Here is a 14,790-nt window from a genome sequence, read left to right as displayed (position 1 = left end):
GTTACAATGATCTTGGGCTTCTTGGGCGAAACGTGACGAACAGGCCGACCTGTCTGCATATTTTCTGGTTCAAACCTCGACCAGTGGGGCAAACCCGCCAAAGATCATGCGTTTGCCATCGAACGGCATTTGCATGCCTGCAAAGCGTGTGTCCTGCATCATGCGCCTTGACCCTTCGTCGCGGGTGGCCTTGTCGGGCCATTGCGTCCATGAAAACATCACATCCTCATCGGGTTTGGCTTGTACGGCGCGGTGGAAATCGGTGGTTGTGCCGGCGGGCACATCGACGCCCCAGTTTTCCATGATCCATGTCGCGCCAAACTCCATGAAGATCGGGTCTATTTGTCTGGCAAAGCTGTGAAATGCCTCGCGCCCGTTTTTGGGTATTGCACAGATGAACCCGTCGAAATACCCGCCCGGCTGGCGCGTCCCCAATTCCAGAACCGGTTCAAACCCGCCATAGATCACGCGCTTGCCGTCAAATGGCATGGGGTTGGTGTCCATGTTCAGGCGCGGGTCATTGATCGCGTCCTTCATGGCTGCGTCGTGGATCGCCTTTGACGGCCATTGATACCACGCGAACACAACGGTTTCATCTGCCTGCGCCTTCACCGCCATAGGGAAGGATGTCAATTCACCATCAGGCACGTCATCACCCCAGCATTCTGCCCCGTGCAGCAGGCCGTAAGCGCAAAACCCGTCCATCGCCTTTTCGGCATGGGTCCGAAACCTGTCCTGATTGGCGGTGGGGACAGCGGCGACAAAGCCTTGGATATAACTCATCTCTCTCTCCTTTTGTATGTGGGCTGTTCGCGTTGTCTCAGTCTGCTGCCGCGAAATGGGCCATCTGGTCGGTATATGCTTTGACGAAGGCAGGGCGCGCGGTGGCGCGCGCGACATAGGCGCGGCAGGCGGGTGCATCGGCCAGCCCGTCAAATCGGTCCACAAGGCGCAGAACGTCCGCCATTGCAATATCCGCGATTGAAAAGGCCCCCGCCAGCCAGTCGCGCGTGACCAGAACCTGCTCGGTATAGCGCACGCGCGCTTGTAAGAACGCATCCAGATGCGCCCGCCCCGCTGTCTGTTCGGTGTCGCCCGCGAACTGGTAAATCGACCATGGCAGGCTGGCGGCCTCGACCGAATTCAACGCGGCAAAAAGCCATGTAATGACGTTCTGGCGCGCGTGCGGTCCGGTTGGCATAAGCGCGGCATTGCGTTCGCCCAGATACAGCAGGATCGCCCCTGATTCAAAGATGGTCTGGTCGTCATCAGTAAGCCACGGAACTTGTGCATAGGGGTGCTGTGCCATCTGGTGTGCGTCAAGGTCGCGGAATGGCACGCTTGGCGTAAACGGCACGCTGGCCACGCGGTAGGGCACTCCCGCTTCCTCCAGCGCCCAGCGCACGCGCAGGTCACGCACATAGCCGCGCGGCAGGTCAGGCACCCAGTCAAATGTCGTCAGTGTCATGTCGGGCATTGGCATGTCCTTGGTCATCATGCGTCAAAGGCCGCACAAGGCGCTGACACCGGAAGGGCCCGCCGGATCAGCCAAGCCAAACGCCAACGGCAGTGCGGCCGCCCCTGCCAACGCTTGCCTGCGCGTTATCAAATGGGGGGTGCACATCAACATCTCCTATAGGGAATCGGTGTGCTGATCTGTGTAGCAAAATAAAATTGTATATACAAGTTTATGTAGGGAATGGATGGCGCAGGCGGATCATGCGTCATGCATGCACCTGCAAAACCACGTCGCTGGCGCGCGGGAGAAGGGGACGCGGCGCCGGTTTTAGTGCATGTTGCTGAAAAGTGGGAACCGGTTTTGAGCTTCTCGAACATGCAAAGCCAATAAGTTAGAGCATGTCGCGTGAATACGAATGAACGCGACATGCTCTAAGGGGTGAAGCCGTCCATGCCCAGTTCGGTCAGGATTTCCCCTGAATGCTGGCCCAACTCAGGTGGTGCGGCGTGCAGACCGGGGCCACCATGGGCAAACAGAAATCCCGCATTCAAAATGGTTGCTGACGGCACATGCGGGTTCGGCGTTGGCACTTCCAGCGTAAGATTGCGATCCTTCAACTGGTCCAGCGCCAGCGCATCGGACACATTCCGGACGATCCCTGCGGGCACCCCTGCGGCGGAAAGCAGGACTTCGCATTCAGTTGCGCTGAGGGTTGCGAAAGCTGCGGATAATTCGGCCTGCAATGCCGTATCATTGGCAATGCGCAGATCGGAAGTCCTGAAGCGCGGGTCGGCGATCAGATGCTCAATGCCAAGTGCTTCGCAAAGCCGTTCAAACTGGTTTTGCTGAACGGCGCCAATCGTGATCGGGTGATCACGGGTAGGGAATGTATCGGCTGTCGGCGAGAGGGAGAAGCCCCTGTTTCCCGTCCGGACAGGCTCCGTGCCCGAAATAAGCATTGGATAGATGACAGAGGCCATCATGACAAGCGAGGCATCAAGCATTGCCACATCTACATATTGCCCCGTTTTTTGCGGGTCACGTTCGCGCTGCAACAAGGCAGACTGGACGGCAAAGGCCGTCATAAGCGCGCTATAGGTGTCCACCACCGGAAACCCGATGCGCATGGGCGGGTCTTCCGCTTGCCCTGACAAGGTCATAAGGCCCGAAACACTCTGGATGATCTGGTCAATCGCGGGATGGTCGCGCATCGGGCCTTTTTGCCCGTATCCGGAGACGGAGCAGTAAATCAAGGACGGGTTATCTTGCATGACGCGCGTGTGTCCCAGACCAAGACGGTCAATGACACCAGGGCGGAAATTCTCGATCATCACATCACTTGTTGCGATCAGTCTTCGCGCGGCCTCTTGGCCGAAATCCGTTTTCAGGTCCAGAACAAGGGATTTCTTGCCTGCGTTCACGCCGATGAACGCCTCGGCCATACCGCGCAGTTCCTGCCGCTGGGTATAGTTGCGCAACACATCACCCTGTGGTGGTTCGACCTTGATGACTTCAGCGCCCATCAGTCGTAAGAAATGCGTCGCAAGTGGTCCCGCAATCACATGCGAAAAATCGGCAATACGCATTCCGGCAAGCGGCTGCACCATGGTGATCCTCCCTCGTAATGGTTCATTTTATGAACTTGTTGAGACAGGAGGTCAAGCTGCTTGCTGCAAGGATTACATCTCGTCCGAGTTATCCCTTGGGGGCGCCGTTGCCTCGCGCGCTGCGGAACGCATTGCCAGATGGTCATGAAGATTGTTCAGAAGCTGGAACAGCATGGCCGTTTCCGCCTCGCTGAATGGCCCGAGCATGGACTGGTGCTGCGCATCCATCCGTTGCAGAAGCTGGTCGTGCCATTCAATACCGGATGGCGTAAGCGACAATGCGTTATAGCGCCGGTCACTGGACACTTTGCGCCGTTGGACAAGGCCGCGCTTTTCAAGATTCTTGATAAGACTTGTGACGGCCGACTTCTTCAGAACGATGTGCTGGGCCAGTTCATTCTGAGAGATTCCATGATTTTCGCGTATCAGGCTTAGGGTCGCAATCTCGCCATGTTCCGTGTTCATGTCGCCGAAATGCTCGGTGTTCTCGGCGCGGATAAAGGAACGGATGGTGCGCGAAAGAAACGGCAAATTCGCCCGCAAATGCCCAAGATTGATTGTGCCGGTGCGCGTCTGCTGGGCCGCTTGATGTTCGCTCATAAGATCCTCTCTCGGATTTGTGCCCAGCCTATATTGCGGGCCGTGTTGCTGTCAAAGCCGGAAAAGGGGATTGACACATGCATCATATACAGTTCATCTTGTGAACTATATACGGAGGGGTGAACTGTGACGCCACAATCTGCAGCCGAAATACTGGATAGCGCATATGCCGCGCGCGCGACAGGGGCGTTTGCGGATGTGGTCGGTATATTCGGCGAAGGGTTTCCCGAACCATTGCTGCGGGCCGCAGGGTTGGCCCCTATCTGTCTGCACATCAATCCCGCGACAGATGACGTTGATGCGGGGCAGGCGGTATCGGATTGTATCGAACCTTTCGTCGATCACGCTGTGCGCCGTTTCCTGCACCGTTTCGCTACGGGGGGGTATCAGGGTGTCAGGGCAATAATCTTCTGCCGTGATGACACTGCCGCATTGGTGGCATACCAATACGCGCAGGAGTTCCGGCGCCTTGGGCTGGCCCCCCAAATGCCGCGTCTGATTTTGTGGAACCTTGTCCATGCACCCCACGCGCATGACTTCAACAGGCAACAACTGGGCAAGCTGTGGCAGGGTCTGGATATCGTCCCCCCAAGCGAAAGCGCGTTGGCGTCAACATGGGCGGATGAATGCGCCCGTAGGGATGCCCTGGCCGCGCTTGACAGTGACATGCGCCAAGGCGCGGCCTGCGCCAGCACCGCGTTCATGTGGCGTATTGCCGGGCGCGGAATGGACGGGCGCCAGCATGCTGAGTTGCTAAACACCGCGCGTCCCATCGCCCCGCGTCCCGCCAATGCGGCTGTGCGTTTGGGGGTCATCGGGTCGATGATTGAAGATGCCGCATTCTATCGCACGATCGAGGGGCATGGCGCGATTGTCTGTGACTTGCAGCCCACGGTCGCCGCGTGGCCCGTCCCGTTACCGCAGCAACCGACGGCGGACGCATTCTTGCGCGCGGCCGCATCGGACGTGGCTTGCCCCAGAATTGTGCCGCCGAATGCCCATGCCGATGCCATTTTGCGCCGCCTTGAAGGCGCGCAATGCGATGCCGTGATCTGCCAGCTTCATGCGCATGATGATGTGATCGGTTGGGACGTGCCAAGAATTGCGGATCATCTGCGCGACCTTGATATTGCCTTTATCAATCTGGGCTTCGTCGATCCGTTACCCGACAAACCAGACCTTGACACGATAGGCGCGGCGCTTGGTGCCGCATTGAAAGAGCGGGGCCTTGCATGACCTACACGCCCTTGAACGCGACAAAAGCCGCCATGTCCTATCAGCGCGACTGGGTTAGCCAGCTTCGTGACGATATCACCGGTGGCAAGAAATTTGCCTTCGTGAATGCCGATACACCACATGAGTTATTCCATGCGATGGATATGCCCATTGTGACGAACCAGTGGTGGTCCGCAGTTATCGCGGCGAAACAACTGTCAGAGCATTATCTGGATCGCGCGACCGAAATGGGGTTTCATGCCCATCTGCCGCGCTATTCCAGCCTGCCCCTGATCGCGGAACTGGACGGCGACCCGTCGCGCCAGCCTTGGGGCGGTTTGCCTGCGCCGTCCATCCTGTGCGCACGGCAAAGTTCGGACGAGCATCAGAAAGTGTTTTCCCTTTGGTCACAGGCCACCGGCGCGCCCTTGCATTTGTTCAGCGCGCCGGGCGTCCCTGATCCGGAGCCGCGCTGGTGGGACCTTGCGCGCGACCAGTGGGAGGATCTGTATCATACGGACAGGCTGGACCTGATGGTTCAGGAAATGAACACTTTGATCGCAAAACTGGAAGATATGACCGGCCGGCAGTTCGACCATGACCAGTTCGCGCAATACATGCAGGCGATCAATCAGCAAGAAGCCATATTTGAGGATGTGGACCGTATGATCGCGCAAGCGCCGCGCGCGCCACTGCGGATATCCGAACAGATTCCGAATGTGATGGTGCCGCAATGGCACCGCGGGTCCGACTGGGCCTTGCAACACGCTAGCGCCTTCAGGGACGAGGTTGCGACGCGAATATCCGATGGGCAGGCCGTTTGCGAAAATGAACGCATCCGGATGATGTGGATCGGTGCAGGGCTGTGGTTCGACACAGATTTCTATACCGCGTTTGAAGACAGCCACGGCGCGGTTTTCGTGTGGTCCATGTATCTGCCGTTTGCTGCGGACGGATACATCCGGACGATAGGGCAGGACCCGCTGCGTGCCCTGGCGGCGCGAATATCGCTTATGAACGAACAGTTGCACCAGCCGCCTTGGGTAAACGAATGGCTGGTCGAGCAGGCGCGGCGCTACCGTGTTGATGTGGCCCTTATGCTGGTGCCGCGCCATGACAGGTTTTCAGGTTACGGATCGCGCTTTGCCCGTCGCGCCCTAGAGCAGGCTGGCATCAAGGTGATTGAAATCTGGTCCGACATGGTGGACCGCCGCGACTGGAACCGCGAGCAGATGCAGGCGCACGTTGCTGAAGCATTGGATGGAATAAGTTGAACAGACAATCATTAGTTCATACAGTGAACCATTGATTGTGCGGATTTGGGGGGAATTATGCGCGCTCTGGAAGGTGTGAAGATAGCAGACTTCAGTTGGGTCGGGGCGGGACCGCGCGCGACCAAGGATCTGGCCGATAATGGCGCGACGGTCATCAAGATAGAATCCGCGCGCAGGCTGGATCTGGGCCGGCGTTCCCCCCCTTTTGCCGGTAGCCCGAAAGACCACGATGGCTCTGCTTTCTTTGCGCAGTCGAACACATCGAAAAAAAGCGTCACATTGAACCTGTCCGACCCGCGCGGCGTTGATCTGGCGCGCAGGCTGGTTGCATGGGCAGATGTTGTGGTCGAGAATTTCGGCCCCGGATATATGGAACGTATCGGTCTGGGGTTTGATGAACTGCGCCGGATCAAGCCTGATATCATTCTGGCCAGCGTGTCAGTCGCAGGGCGCAGCGGGCCAATGGCGGGGTTTCGAGGATACGGCAATTCCGCTGCAGCGCATTCCGGTCATGCCGCGCTGTCGGGGTGGCCCGACCGTCCCCCGCATATGCCACCGCTTGCCTATGGCGATGTCGTGGCCCCGATGTTCGCAACCGTGGCAATTCTTGCCGCCCTTGAATACCGCACCCGAACGAAACAGGGCCAGCATCTGGACATTTCGCAGATTGAACCGATGGTGCATGTTATTGCCGATTTGTTTGCAGACCCGGACGCGACAAAAACCGGAAATTCGGACCCGTTGATTGCGCCGCACGGGGTTTTCCCCTGCAAGGACAAGGATGAATGGATCGCCATTGCTGCGGAAACAGATGCGCAGTGGCGCAGTCTTGCCAACGTCCTGCAACTGCCATCTGACCCACGGCTGGAAACCGCGCAAGAACGGATCGCGCAGCAGGACAGGCTGGACCGCACCATTGCAGAGGCCACGGCTTCATGGGACCGTGATGCGCTGCTGTCGGCGCTTGCCGCTGCCGGTGTGCCAGCGGCTGCGGTTCAGAACGGCCGCGATGTGTTTGAAGACCCCGAATTGCGTGCCGCAGGCCATTTTGTTCCTGTCCGGCATCCTGTTTTGGGCGAAAGCATGATGCCCGCCCCCCCGATGACGTTTTCGCAAACCCCGCCCGTTGTCAGCGCGGCACCGTGTCTGGGGGCCGATAATGAACATGTGCTGTCAGGCATATTGGGACTTTCTGCCGCGCAGTTGGGTGAATTGACATCCTTGGGGGTCATAGCATGAGCCAGTTGCAAGGACTTCGTGTGTTGGAGCTGGCTGACGGGTTGGTTGATCTGGGTGGCCGGATGCTGGCGGAACTTGGCGCGACGGTCGTCAGCCTGTCGCGAGGCGCGCCGCGCACGGCTGCACAGGAAATTGCGTGGAGGCATGGCAAACACCGTGCCAGCTGGCCGGATGACATTTCGGATCTGGCACCCCTTTTGCAGGATGCCGATATTCTGCTGGAGGATCGCAGGCGCGGTGCCATTATTCCCGATGCCATGCTGCTAGGCCATGACCGCCTGATCCATGTTGTCGCCAGCCCCTATAGCGCAAGCGGGCCGCGCAGCGGGCATGCGGCGACCGACCTGACGCTGATGGCGCAAAGCGGCTTGATGCACATTACCGGCGATCCGGACCGCCCGCCGTTGCGACTGCCGGGCGAGCAGGCCTATGCGCTGACAGGAATACAGGTTGCCACCGGCGCCTTGATGGCCCTTCATGCACGTCACCGCACGGGGCGCGGGCAGCGGGTTGATGTCAGCGCCTTGCAGGCCACGACATTGGCGAATTACCGCGAAGCCATCATGTATGAATGGACCGGACGCATAGGCGGGCGCACCGGTAACCGTCTGGTGCGCGGCAAATCGGGCGTGCGGCAGGTCTGGCCCTGTGCAGATGGCTATGTGACATGGTCCATGATCGACAATCCGAACATGATGCGCGCTGTTGTCAAGGTTCTGGAACAGCACGATGCCGCGGGCGAACTGGCGCAGGTGGATTGGGCGGGTATCCTTGTCGCGGATATGCCCCAGGATGTGATCGACAGATGGGAAACCATTATCGAGGGGTTTTTCGCGCGCCACACCAAGGCGCAGCTTGGGGAATGGTCGCTGACGCTGGGGTGGGGGCTTTCGGTTATCCATGATCTGGATGAGGTGCGGGACAGTGACCATCTGGCCGCGCGTGGCTTGTTTGTGCCAATCGCAAGTGACGCTGGCACAGTAGCGCTGCCTGCGCCATTGTTCGGGCACGGGGCTGGCGGGCCGGTTCCCGCCCGTATGTTCCGCGCCGAACAGGCGCTGGATGAATTTGCCGGCTGGGGGGCATTGGAATGACTGCCTTGCATGGCCTGAAGGTTCTGGATTTCTCCCGCCTGTTGCCCGGCCCCTATTGCACCTGGCTGCTGGCCGATATGGGGGCCGAGGTTACACGGGTCGAAAACCCGCGCGAACTGGACAAACAGGCCAAGGTTTTCGGCTGGGACAAACTGGATGCACCCCAGCGTGCCGAAATGCGCCAGAATGACATCCTGTCACGCAACAAGGCATCGCTGAAACTGGATATCGGAAATGCCGACGCGCAGGCGCTTATCAAGCGGCTGGTGCAGGACGCGGATATCATGGTCGAAGATTACCGGCCCGGTGTCATGGCCAGTCTGGGGCTGGACTATGACACGCTGGCGCAGATCAATCCGCGCCTGATCTATTGCAGTGTAACGCTGTGCGGGCACACCGGACCATGCCGCGACAAGCCCGGACATGACCCTGTTGCGCTGGCCATGTCGGGGGCATTGTCACGGATCGGGGAAAACCCTGACGCCCCTTCATTCGCGGGGGTGCCGGTTGCAGATATCGTGACGGGGACGCATGCCGCATTCGGTATTCTGGCGGCTGTGATTGCACGTCAGGCAGATGGCAACGGACAGCATGTCGATATCGCCATGAGTGATTGTTCCATGTCGTTGCTGGTCAATGTCCTGTCGCGCCATCCGGATACGGCGACCATACCGCCGCGCGGCATGCGGCGCGCGGATATGGGGTTGTGGCGCACCAAGGATGACAAATTCATTGTCACGACAGACATGGAACCACGCTATTGGCGACGCTTTTGCGATGCTGTCGGCAAGCCCGAATTCGCGACCTTGCAACATGATATCGCGTCATGGCCCGCAATCCGCGCAGAGTTGCAGGATATTTTCCTGACGCGCACCCGCGCGCAGTGGATCACGCTGTTTGATGATGCGCAAACACAGTTCAGCCCCGTGCATGACGTTGGCGATGCACTTGACGACAGCCATAATCTGGCGCGCGGTATGGTGGTGTCGGCGCGTTCCGACACAGGGCGCATGCTGCGCCAGATCGGAACGCCCGTCAAACTGACCAAGACGCCTGCAAAAATCAGAAATCTTGCCCCGATGCCCGGACAGGACAGGGACAGCATATTGCTGGCCGCTGGCCTGAATGCTCAGGATATCAACGCCTTGGCAGAAGCCGGTGCCTTCGGGGGTGAATTTTAAGCTAACCATCAAATCGGGAGGAAACGATGGCACATTTGACGAAAACAGGCCTAACCGCTGGTCTTGTTACACTTTTGGGGCTGGGTATGGCCACAGCGCAGGAATTCCGGCTGAGCTATGCCTCGCCCTACGGGCCGACCCATCCATATGGCGAGGCGGATCAGGCATGGATTGACAGGATTCATGAACAGACAGACGGGCGCGTCGAAATCACGCCCTTCTGGGGGCGGTCGCTGATTACCAGCCGCGAAGGCATTGACGAACTGGCCGCAGGTGTCGCGGATATGGCCTATATCGCGCCGATCTACGCAAGTTCGGGATATGAATTGTCGCGTCTGACACCATCATTTTTCTATGGCTATGAGGACGCGCTGGATGTGCTGGACGTGTATCTGGAGTTGTGGAACGAGTTTCCGCAATTCGAGGAAGAACTGGACGGCGTGAAGGTTCTGGGCTTCAATGTCGGCACGCCCATGCACCTGATGCTGCGGGACCGTCCTTTTGAGCAGATCAGCGACTTGCAAGGGCTGCGTATCCGGTCCGCGGTTGACTATGTGGGCGCACTGGCCAGTTTCGGTGCAGAAGGTGTCACCATGCCCATGACAGACACCTATCCCGGGTTGGAACGCGGGGTTCTGGACGGTGTGATTGCCCCATACGAGGCGCTGCGCTCGCTTAGTTTTGCTGAAGTCATCAACTATTATTCCGAACTGCCTCATAGCCGTGGCGCCTATCCTTCGCGGGCAATGAATGGCAATGTCTGGGCCACCCTGCCAGAGGATATTCAACAGGTATTCGAGGACAATATCCTGTGGCTGACCACGACGACCTATGAACTTGCCGAAGGGTCGGAAGAAGCCGGTCGCGCATATGGCGAGGAAATGGGGGTCGTGTTCAACGCAGTCGATGAAAGCGTCATTGCCGAGTATTCAGAAGCCTTTGCAGAACCCGCGCGTGCGACCGCGCAACGACTGGATGGCATGGGCCTGCCCGGCAGCGAGGTTCTTGAACGCGTGCGTGCCGGTCGGGACTGATCGCGTAGGCGGATGTGAACGGGGCATGTGTTGCCCCGTTCCACTTGCCCGTTCCGCGTGGCGATGCGCTGCAAGACCAAGGCGTTTTGGTGTCTTGTTGCGCCAAAGAACGCCTTGATGTCTTGTTTCGGGGCAATGTCGAACCGGAAAAGCCTGTCGGCTTTTTCTGAAACTGCTTTAGCCGGGGTGAAAATTCATGCGTCATGGCCAGCGCCTTTTGGAACTACTTAGCCGAATATCGGGCTTGATCGCCGTCGGCGGCATTCTGGCCCTGATGGTGTTGACTGTCGTGACTGTGGTCTTTCGTGCCATTGGCATTGCGTTCCCCGGAACCTATGCGCTGGCAGAGTTGTTGCTGATCCCTGCCATCAGCTTTGCGCTGGCCTATGCGACCATGCAGAACGAGCATATGCGCGTCACCTTGTTTGTTGACGTGTTGCACCACCGGCGTTTTCGTCTGTCGCTGAAGGGCATCATGCTGGCGCTGGGCGCATTGTTCTGGATGGCGGTTGCCCTTGCCACCATACGCGAAGCCATCAGACGCGGCGCGCAGGGGGAGTTGTCCCCGATTATCAACATCCCTGTCGCGCCATTCAGATGGATGATGGCAACCGCCATGGTCCTGATCTGTGTGACACTGCTTTTCAAGGTGATTCAGTTGTTCCTTGGGCATGATGACAGCATCAACACACCAGAGAAGCTGGAAAACAAACTATGAGCACTGTCGCTATCGGTTTTATCGGGCTCGCCATCGTCTTTGCCTTCATCGCGGCGGGCATGCCGATCGGTTTTGCAATGGGGTTGGTGGGTTTTGCGGGATTTGCCGCAATCATCAGTTTCGACGCCGCTGTGGTGCGGATCGGCGTCACGACCTATGGCATTGTGACCAATCATGCGATCGGGACAATTCCGCTGTTCCTGTTTATGGCGCATCTTATGTTTGCGTCAGGAATTGGCAGGGATATCTATGATTTCGCGGCGAAATGGATGGGCCGCAGGCGTGGCGGGCTGGCCATGGCGACCATCGGGGCGTCGGCGGGGTTCGCGTCGGTAAGCGCGTCCAGTCTGGCGACAACCGCCACGATGGGGCTGGTCGCAATGCCAGAGATGCGCAAACACAAATACGATCTGTCACTTGCCTCCGGCAGCGTGGTTGCGGGCGGCACGATCGGCGCACTGATACCGCCATCGGGTATGTTCATCATTTACGGCATTCTTACCGAAACCTCTATCGGGGCGATGTTTGCAGCGGGTATTATACCCGGTATTCTGCTGGCGCTTTTCTATATCATCACGATTGCAATAATTTGCCGCATCAATCCGGACGCCGGACCGCGCGGCCCCAAATACACACTGCGCGAGAAACTCGCCAGTTTCAAAACCACCGGCGAAGTGATCGCCCTGTTCGGTCTGGTCATGGGGGGGATCATCTTCGGGTGGTTCACGCCGACAGAAGCAGGCGCAATCGGGGCCTTCGGGGCCATTGTCATCACAGCCGCCCGCCGCCGCCTGACATGGGAAACGGCCCGCACAGCCATCTATGCGACGGTCAAAACCACGGGCATGATCTTCGGAATCCTGTTCGGGGCGCTGGTGTTCAACAGCTTTATCACTGTTACCAGAATTCCCCTGCATATTGTGGATTTTGTCAGCAATAGCGGCTTTGCGCCGATGACAATTCTGCTGTTGATCCTTGCGGTCTATCTGGTGCTTGGCATGGTTTTGGACGCATCTGCCATGATGACCCTGACCGTGCCGCTGTTTTTCCCGCTTGTGACCGGCCTTGGGTTCGATGCCATCTTGTTCGGTGTCCTTGTTGTGCGCATGACCGAGATTGCGTTGATCACGCCGCCGGTCGGCATGAATGTCTATATCCTGTCAGGGGTCGCGCGGGACGTGCCATTGAACAAGATCTTCAAGGGCGCATATCCTTTCGTGGGCGCGGATATCTTGCATGTGGCACTCTTGCTTGCGTTTCCAATTCTGGTTCTTTGGTTGCCAAGCCTGTGACGGGCTAACGCCGTAGACATTGTGTTCGTTCACCGCGCCGGCACCCTTCGGACCGTGCGCCGTGCGCGCCAGCGGTCAAAATCGCGCTGCGATGTTTCCAGCAGTTCGGCATTCAGGATTCGCATGGCTATTGCACGGTTAAGTGCGCGCACCCGCTTGTTGAACACCGTACCACCTGTTGTATCATCAACGTCATCATCCAGCACACCAAGCTTCTCGTACAGTGACAACAGCCGGTTTTGCACGGTGCGCAACGACATACCCCGCCGTTCGGCAATGCTGCGGTCTTGCAGACCAAGCGCAAGATCCAGAAGCACGGCATATTCGCTGTCATCCAGTGCATTGCGCGGCAATGTGATGCGGCGCTGGAAGCGGTGGATTTCGCGGTCCACCATGATTTGCCCCTCAATCAGAACCGCGCGCAGTGCAAGTTTCAGCCGTTCGCGTGTCGCGGTTTTCAGGACATATCCATAGGCGCTGTCTTCGGGGACGATCTGGCTGATACCGCGCAAATACGCCTCGTCCGAATAGTTGGACCAGAACAGGATGCGGGTATCGGGCCGTTCCGACCAGATGGTGCGCGCGGCCTCGATGCCGTTTTGCTGGTCCATCTGCAAATCCATCACCACCGCTTCGATCCGTCCCGCGCGGGCTTCTGTGGTTCCTGCAAGCCCGTCCACAGCGTGAAGTGTCTCGGTAACTTCGGGCAGTGCCTCGGCCAGGGTGTCCTGAAGATAGGACGCGTGGAACTGGTCATCCTCGACAATCAGAACCTTCATGTGCGGCCCTCCTTTCCGGTTGTGCGCAGCGTCACCACGACACATGTGCCCGCATTTTCCAGTATTTCCAGATCGGCATCGATCAGGCGGGCACGGGTGCGCATATGCGACAGGCCCGACTGCCTGCCAGCAGTCGTGGCCGAAAACCCGCAGCCGTTGTCCTGCACGGTCAGGCGCAGACGTCCGGCGGGGTCGCGGTCGATCACGACGTCAATGCGCGTGGCACCGGAATGGCGCGCCGTGTTGTTGATCGCCTCTTGTGTGATACGAAACAATGCGGTGCGCGTGGTTGTGTCCAGCCGGTCGGGGGTGTTGTCCGTGCGGTCATCCACATCAACCAACACGGGCGCATGACCTGTGGCCCGTTCCAGGTGGACCCTGACCGCATGGGCAAAGCCGAATAGCTCCAGCAATGTGGGCACAGCCGTGTCGATGATCCGGCGCAGATCATCAATACAGTGCCCAAGGCGTTCAGCCAGCACCTGCCGGTCCGGCGTCGTGGTGTCTGTCGTCAGATCGCGCAGCAAGCGCGTCAGGTCGGCCAGCGTCTGGTCATGCAGGTCCATTCCTATGCGCTGGCGTTCGCGTTCCAGTTCCTGCGTCAGGTCCAGCGCGCCTTGCCGCAGCCCTTCTTCGCGCGCCTGTGCCTCGGCCCGTGCGCGCGCCACCTGCTGCGCCTTCTCGGACGCGTGCAGGGCGTGGAAATAAGGGGCCAGCATATCCGCCAGATGGCGCGCCCGCGTCACGGTTGCCGCATCATAAAGACCGCGCGCATTATGCGAGATATTTAGCGTGCCAATCACCCTGCCCATGATTTTCAAGGGCACATTTACCCGCGACCGAAGGTCATGGCGAAAAATCGGCTCGCAGCGGGCACCGGCAAACGTATAGCGCGGGTCTTGGGTCGCATCCTCGGTCAGCATCGCGTCACATCTTGCGCTCAGTAGGTCGCGAACCGGCGAATTCTGCACGCGGGTGCGCTTGCGAGACCAGCTTGTGGTGATGCCAACCTCATAGCTGACTGTCCAGCCGGGCGAGTCGTTGAGGCAGATATCTGCATGCGTGAACGGGATCAGTGACGCAATTTCATCTGCGACCGCAGCCAGCGCCGACGGGATCTCGGTTTCGCCTGCCAGATGGCCCGAGATACGCGCAAAGACATCATGTCCGGCCGGTGCCTGCGGGGCTGATGCGGTGGACACAGGCTTCCTCCCTGACGTGGTTGCGCGTATCCGCAAGCATATAGCCCTGTAATGCAGAAAGGAATAACCGAATCCGCACCTGACATGCGGGAACCC

The 14,790-nt window shown here is 58.7% G+C and carries 14 protein-coding genes; 8 read left to right on the top strand and 6 right to left on the bottom strand.

Translation table 11 applies throughout. The features are described from left to right. Nucleotides 1-69 precede the first annotated feature (69 nt). The 4 genes from ACTIE1_RS08900 to ACTIE1_RS08885 all read right to left on the bottom strand — a co-directional run bounded on the left by ACTIE1_RS08900 (nucleotide 70) and on the right by ACTIE1_RS08885 (nucleotide 3,666). On the bottom strand, nucleotides 70-783 hold the full coding sequence (locus ACTIE1_RS08900; protein WP_439561513.1) for a DUF1428 domain-containing protein: 714 nt from the start codon (nucleotides 781-783) through the stop codon (nucleotides 70-72). A 37-nt stretch (nucleotides 784-820) separates the two neighbouring features. Then, entirely contained in the window at nucleotides 821-1,477 is a 657-nt protein-coding gene (locus ACTIE1_RS08895; RefSeq protein WP_439561512.1) for a glutathione S-transferase family protein, read from the bottom strand. A gap of 413 nt (nucleotides 1,478-1,890) precedes the next feature. After that, nucleotides 1,891-3,066, bottom strand: a complete 1,176-nt coding sequence (locus tag ACTIE1_RS08890) for a CaiB/BaiF CoA transferase family protein (protein ID WP_439561511.1) — start codon at nucleotides 3,064-3,066, stop codon at nucleotides 1,891-1,893. Nucleotides 3,067-3,138: 72 nt separating this feature from the next. Next, nucleotides 3,139-3,666: a MarR family winged helix-turn-helix transcriptional regulator gene (locus ACTIE1_RS08885; RefSeq protein WP_439561510.1), complete on the bottom strand. Its 528-nt coding sequence runs from the start codon at nucleotides 3,664-3,666 to the stop codon at nucleotides 3,139-3,141. Nucleotides 3,667-3,792: 126 nt separating this feature from the next. On the opposite strand from ACTIE1_RS08885, the gene ACTIE1_RS08880 reads away from it, so the two are divergent. From ACTIE1_RS08880 to ACTIE1_RS08845, 8 genes are all read left to right on the top strand, one after another. Then, a complete protein-coding gene (locus ACTIE1_RS08880) occupies nucleotides 3,793-4,902 on the top strand; it encodes a 2-hydroxyacyl-CoA dehydratase (protein ID WP_439561509.1) in 1,110 nt (369 codons plus the stop codon). Continuing rightward, nucleotides 4,899-6,155 carry a 2-hydroxyacyl-CoA dehydratase gene (locus ACTIE1_RS08875; RefSeq protein WP_439561508.1) on the top strand — a complete coding sequence of 419 codons (1,257 nt, stop codon included), beginning with the start codon at nucleotides 4,899-4,901 and terminating at the stop codon, nucleotides 6,153-6,155. Before ACTIE1_RS08880 ends, ACTIE1_RS08875 begins: the two co-directional genes overlap by 4 nt. A 75-nt stretch (nucleotides 6,156-6,230) precedes the next feature. Then, the gene (locus tag ACTIE1_RS08870) at nucleotides 6,231-7,394 is read left to right on the top strand and encodes a CaiB/BaiF CoA transferase family protein (RefSeq protein ID WP_439561507.1); all 1,164 of its coding nucleotides are present in this window, start codon (nucleotides 6,231-6,233) and stop codon (nucleotides 7,392-7,394) included. Next, a complete protein-coding gene (locus ACTIE1_RS08865) occupies nucleotides 7,391-8,488 on the top strand; it encodes a CoA transferase (protein WP_439563342.1) in 1,098 nt (365 codons plus the stop codon). Before ACTIE1_RS08870 ends, ACTIE1_RS08865 begins: the two co-directional genes overlap by 4 nt. Continuing rightward, entirely contained in the window at nucleotides 8,485-9,669 is a 1,185-nt protein-coding gene (locus ACTIE1_RS08860) for a CaiB/BaiF CoA transferase family protein (protein ID WP_439561505.1), read from the top strand. Before ACTIE1_RS08865 ends, ACTIE1_RS08860 begins: the two co-directional genes overlap by 4 nt. A 26-nt stretch (nucleotides 9,670-9,695) precedes the next feature. Further along, on the top strand, nucleotides 9,696-10,703 hold the full coding sequence (locus tag ACTIE1_RS08855; RefSeq protein ID WP_439561504.1) for a TRAP transporter substrate-binding protein: 1,008 nt from the start codon (nucleotides 9,696-9,698) through the stop codon (nucleotides 10,701-10,703). 196 nt (nucleotides 10,704-10,899) lie between these two features. Continuing rightward, nucleotides 10,900-11,421, top strand: a complete 522-nt coding sequence (locus tag ACTIE1_RS08850; protein WP_439561503.1) for a TRAP transporter small permease — start codon at nucleotides 10,900-10,902, stop codon at nucleotides 11,419-11,421. Continuing rightward, the gene (locus ACTIE1_RS08845) at nucleotides 11,418-12,713 is read left to right on the top strand and encodes a TRAP transporter large permease (protein ID WP_439561502.1); all 1,296 of its coding nucleotides are present in this window, start codon (nucleotides 11,418-11,420) and stop codon (nucleotides 12,711-12,713) included. Before ACTIE1_RS08850 ends, ACTIE1_RS08845 begins: the two co-directional genes overlap by 4 nt. 29 nt (nucleotides 12,714-12,742) lie before the next feature. On the opposite strand, the gene ACTIE1_RS08840 is transcribed toward ACTIE1_RS08845, so the two are convergent. Then, nucleotides 12,743-13,492 (bottom strand): DNA-binding response regulator, encoded by a 750-nt coding sequence (locus tag ACTIE1_RS08840; protein ID WP_439561501.1) that lies wholly within the window; start codon nucleotides 13,490-13,492, stop codon nucleotides 12,743-12,745. Beyond that, nucleotides 13,489-14,694, bottom strand: coding sequence for a GAF domain-containing sensor histidine kinase (locus tag ACTIE1_RS08835; protein ID WP_439561500.1), 1,206 nt, complete (start codon nucleotides 14,692-14,694; stop codon nucleotides 13,489-13,491). The genes ACTIE1_RS08840 and ACTIE1_RS08835 overlap by 4 nt, the downstream gene beginning before the upstream one ends. Between the last annotated feature and the right edge of the window lie 96 nt (nucleotides 14,695-14,790).

This window comes from Roseinatronobacter sp. (assembly GCF_051859525.1).
Lineage (GTDB): Bacteria > Pseudomonadota > Alphaproteobacteria > Rhodobacterales > Rhodobacteraceae > Roseinatronobacter.
This window is presented reverse-complemented; position numbering and strand designations above follow the sequence as displayed.

Bases quoted from the DNA above. Each gene is read 5' to 3' on its own strand.
- ACTIE1_RS08900 (WP_439561513.1), bottom strand. From the start codon at position 783: ATGAGTTATATCCAAGGCTTTGTCGCCGCTGTCCCCACCGCCAATCAG.
- ACTIE1_RS08895 (WP_439561512.1), bottom strand. From the start codon at position 1,477: ATGCCCGACATGACACTGACGACATTTGACTGGGTGCCTGACCTGCCG.
- ACTIE1_RS08890 (WP_439561511.1), bottom strand. From the start codon at position 3,066: ATGGTGCAGCCGCTTGCCGGAATGCGTATTGCCGATTTTTCGCATGTG.
- ACTIE1_RS08885 (WP_439561510.1), bottom strand. From the start codon at position 3,666: ATGAGCGAACATCAAGCGGCCCAGCAGACGCGCACCGGCACAATCAAT.
- ACTIE1_RS08875 (WP_439561508.1), top strand. From the start codon at position 4,899: ATGACCTACACGCCCTTGAACGCGACAAAAGCCGCCATGTCCTATCAG.
- ACTIE1_RS08865 (WP_439563342.1), top strand. From the start codon at position 7,391: ATGAGCCAGTTGCAAGGACTTCGTGTGTTGGAGCTGGCTGACGGGTTG.
- ACTIE1_RS08860 (WP_439561505.1), top strand. From the start codon at position 8,485: ATGACTGCCTTGCATGGCCTGAAGGTTCTGGATTTCTCCCGCCTGTTG.
- ACTIE1_RS08855 (WP_439561504.1), top strand. From the start codon at position 9,696: ATGGCACATTTGACGAAAACAGGCCTAACCGCTGGTCTTGTTACACTT.
- ACTIE1_RS08850 (WP_439561503.1), top strand. From the start codon at position 10,900: ATGCGTCATGGCCAGCGCCTTTTGGAACTACTTAGCCGAATATCGGGC.
- ACTIE1_RS08845 (WP_439561502.1), top strand. From the start codon at position 11,418: ATGAGCACTGTCGCTATCGGTTTTATCGGGCTCGCCATCGTCTTTGCC.
- ACTIE1_RS08840 (WP_439561501.1), bottom strand. From the start codon at position 13,492: ATGAAGGTTCTGATTGTCGAGGATGACCAGTTCCACGCGTCCTATCTT.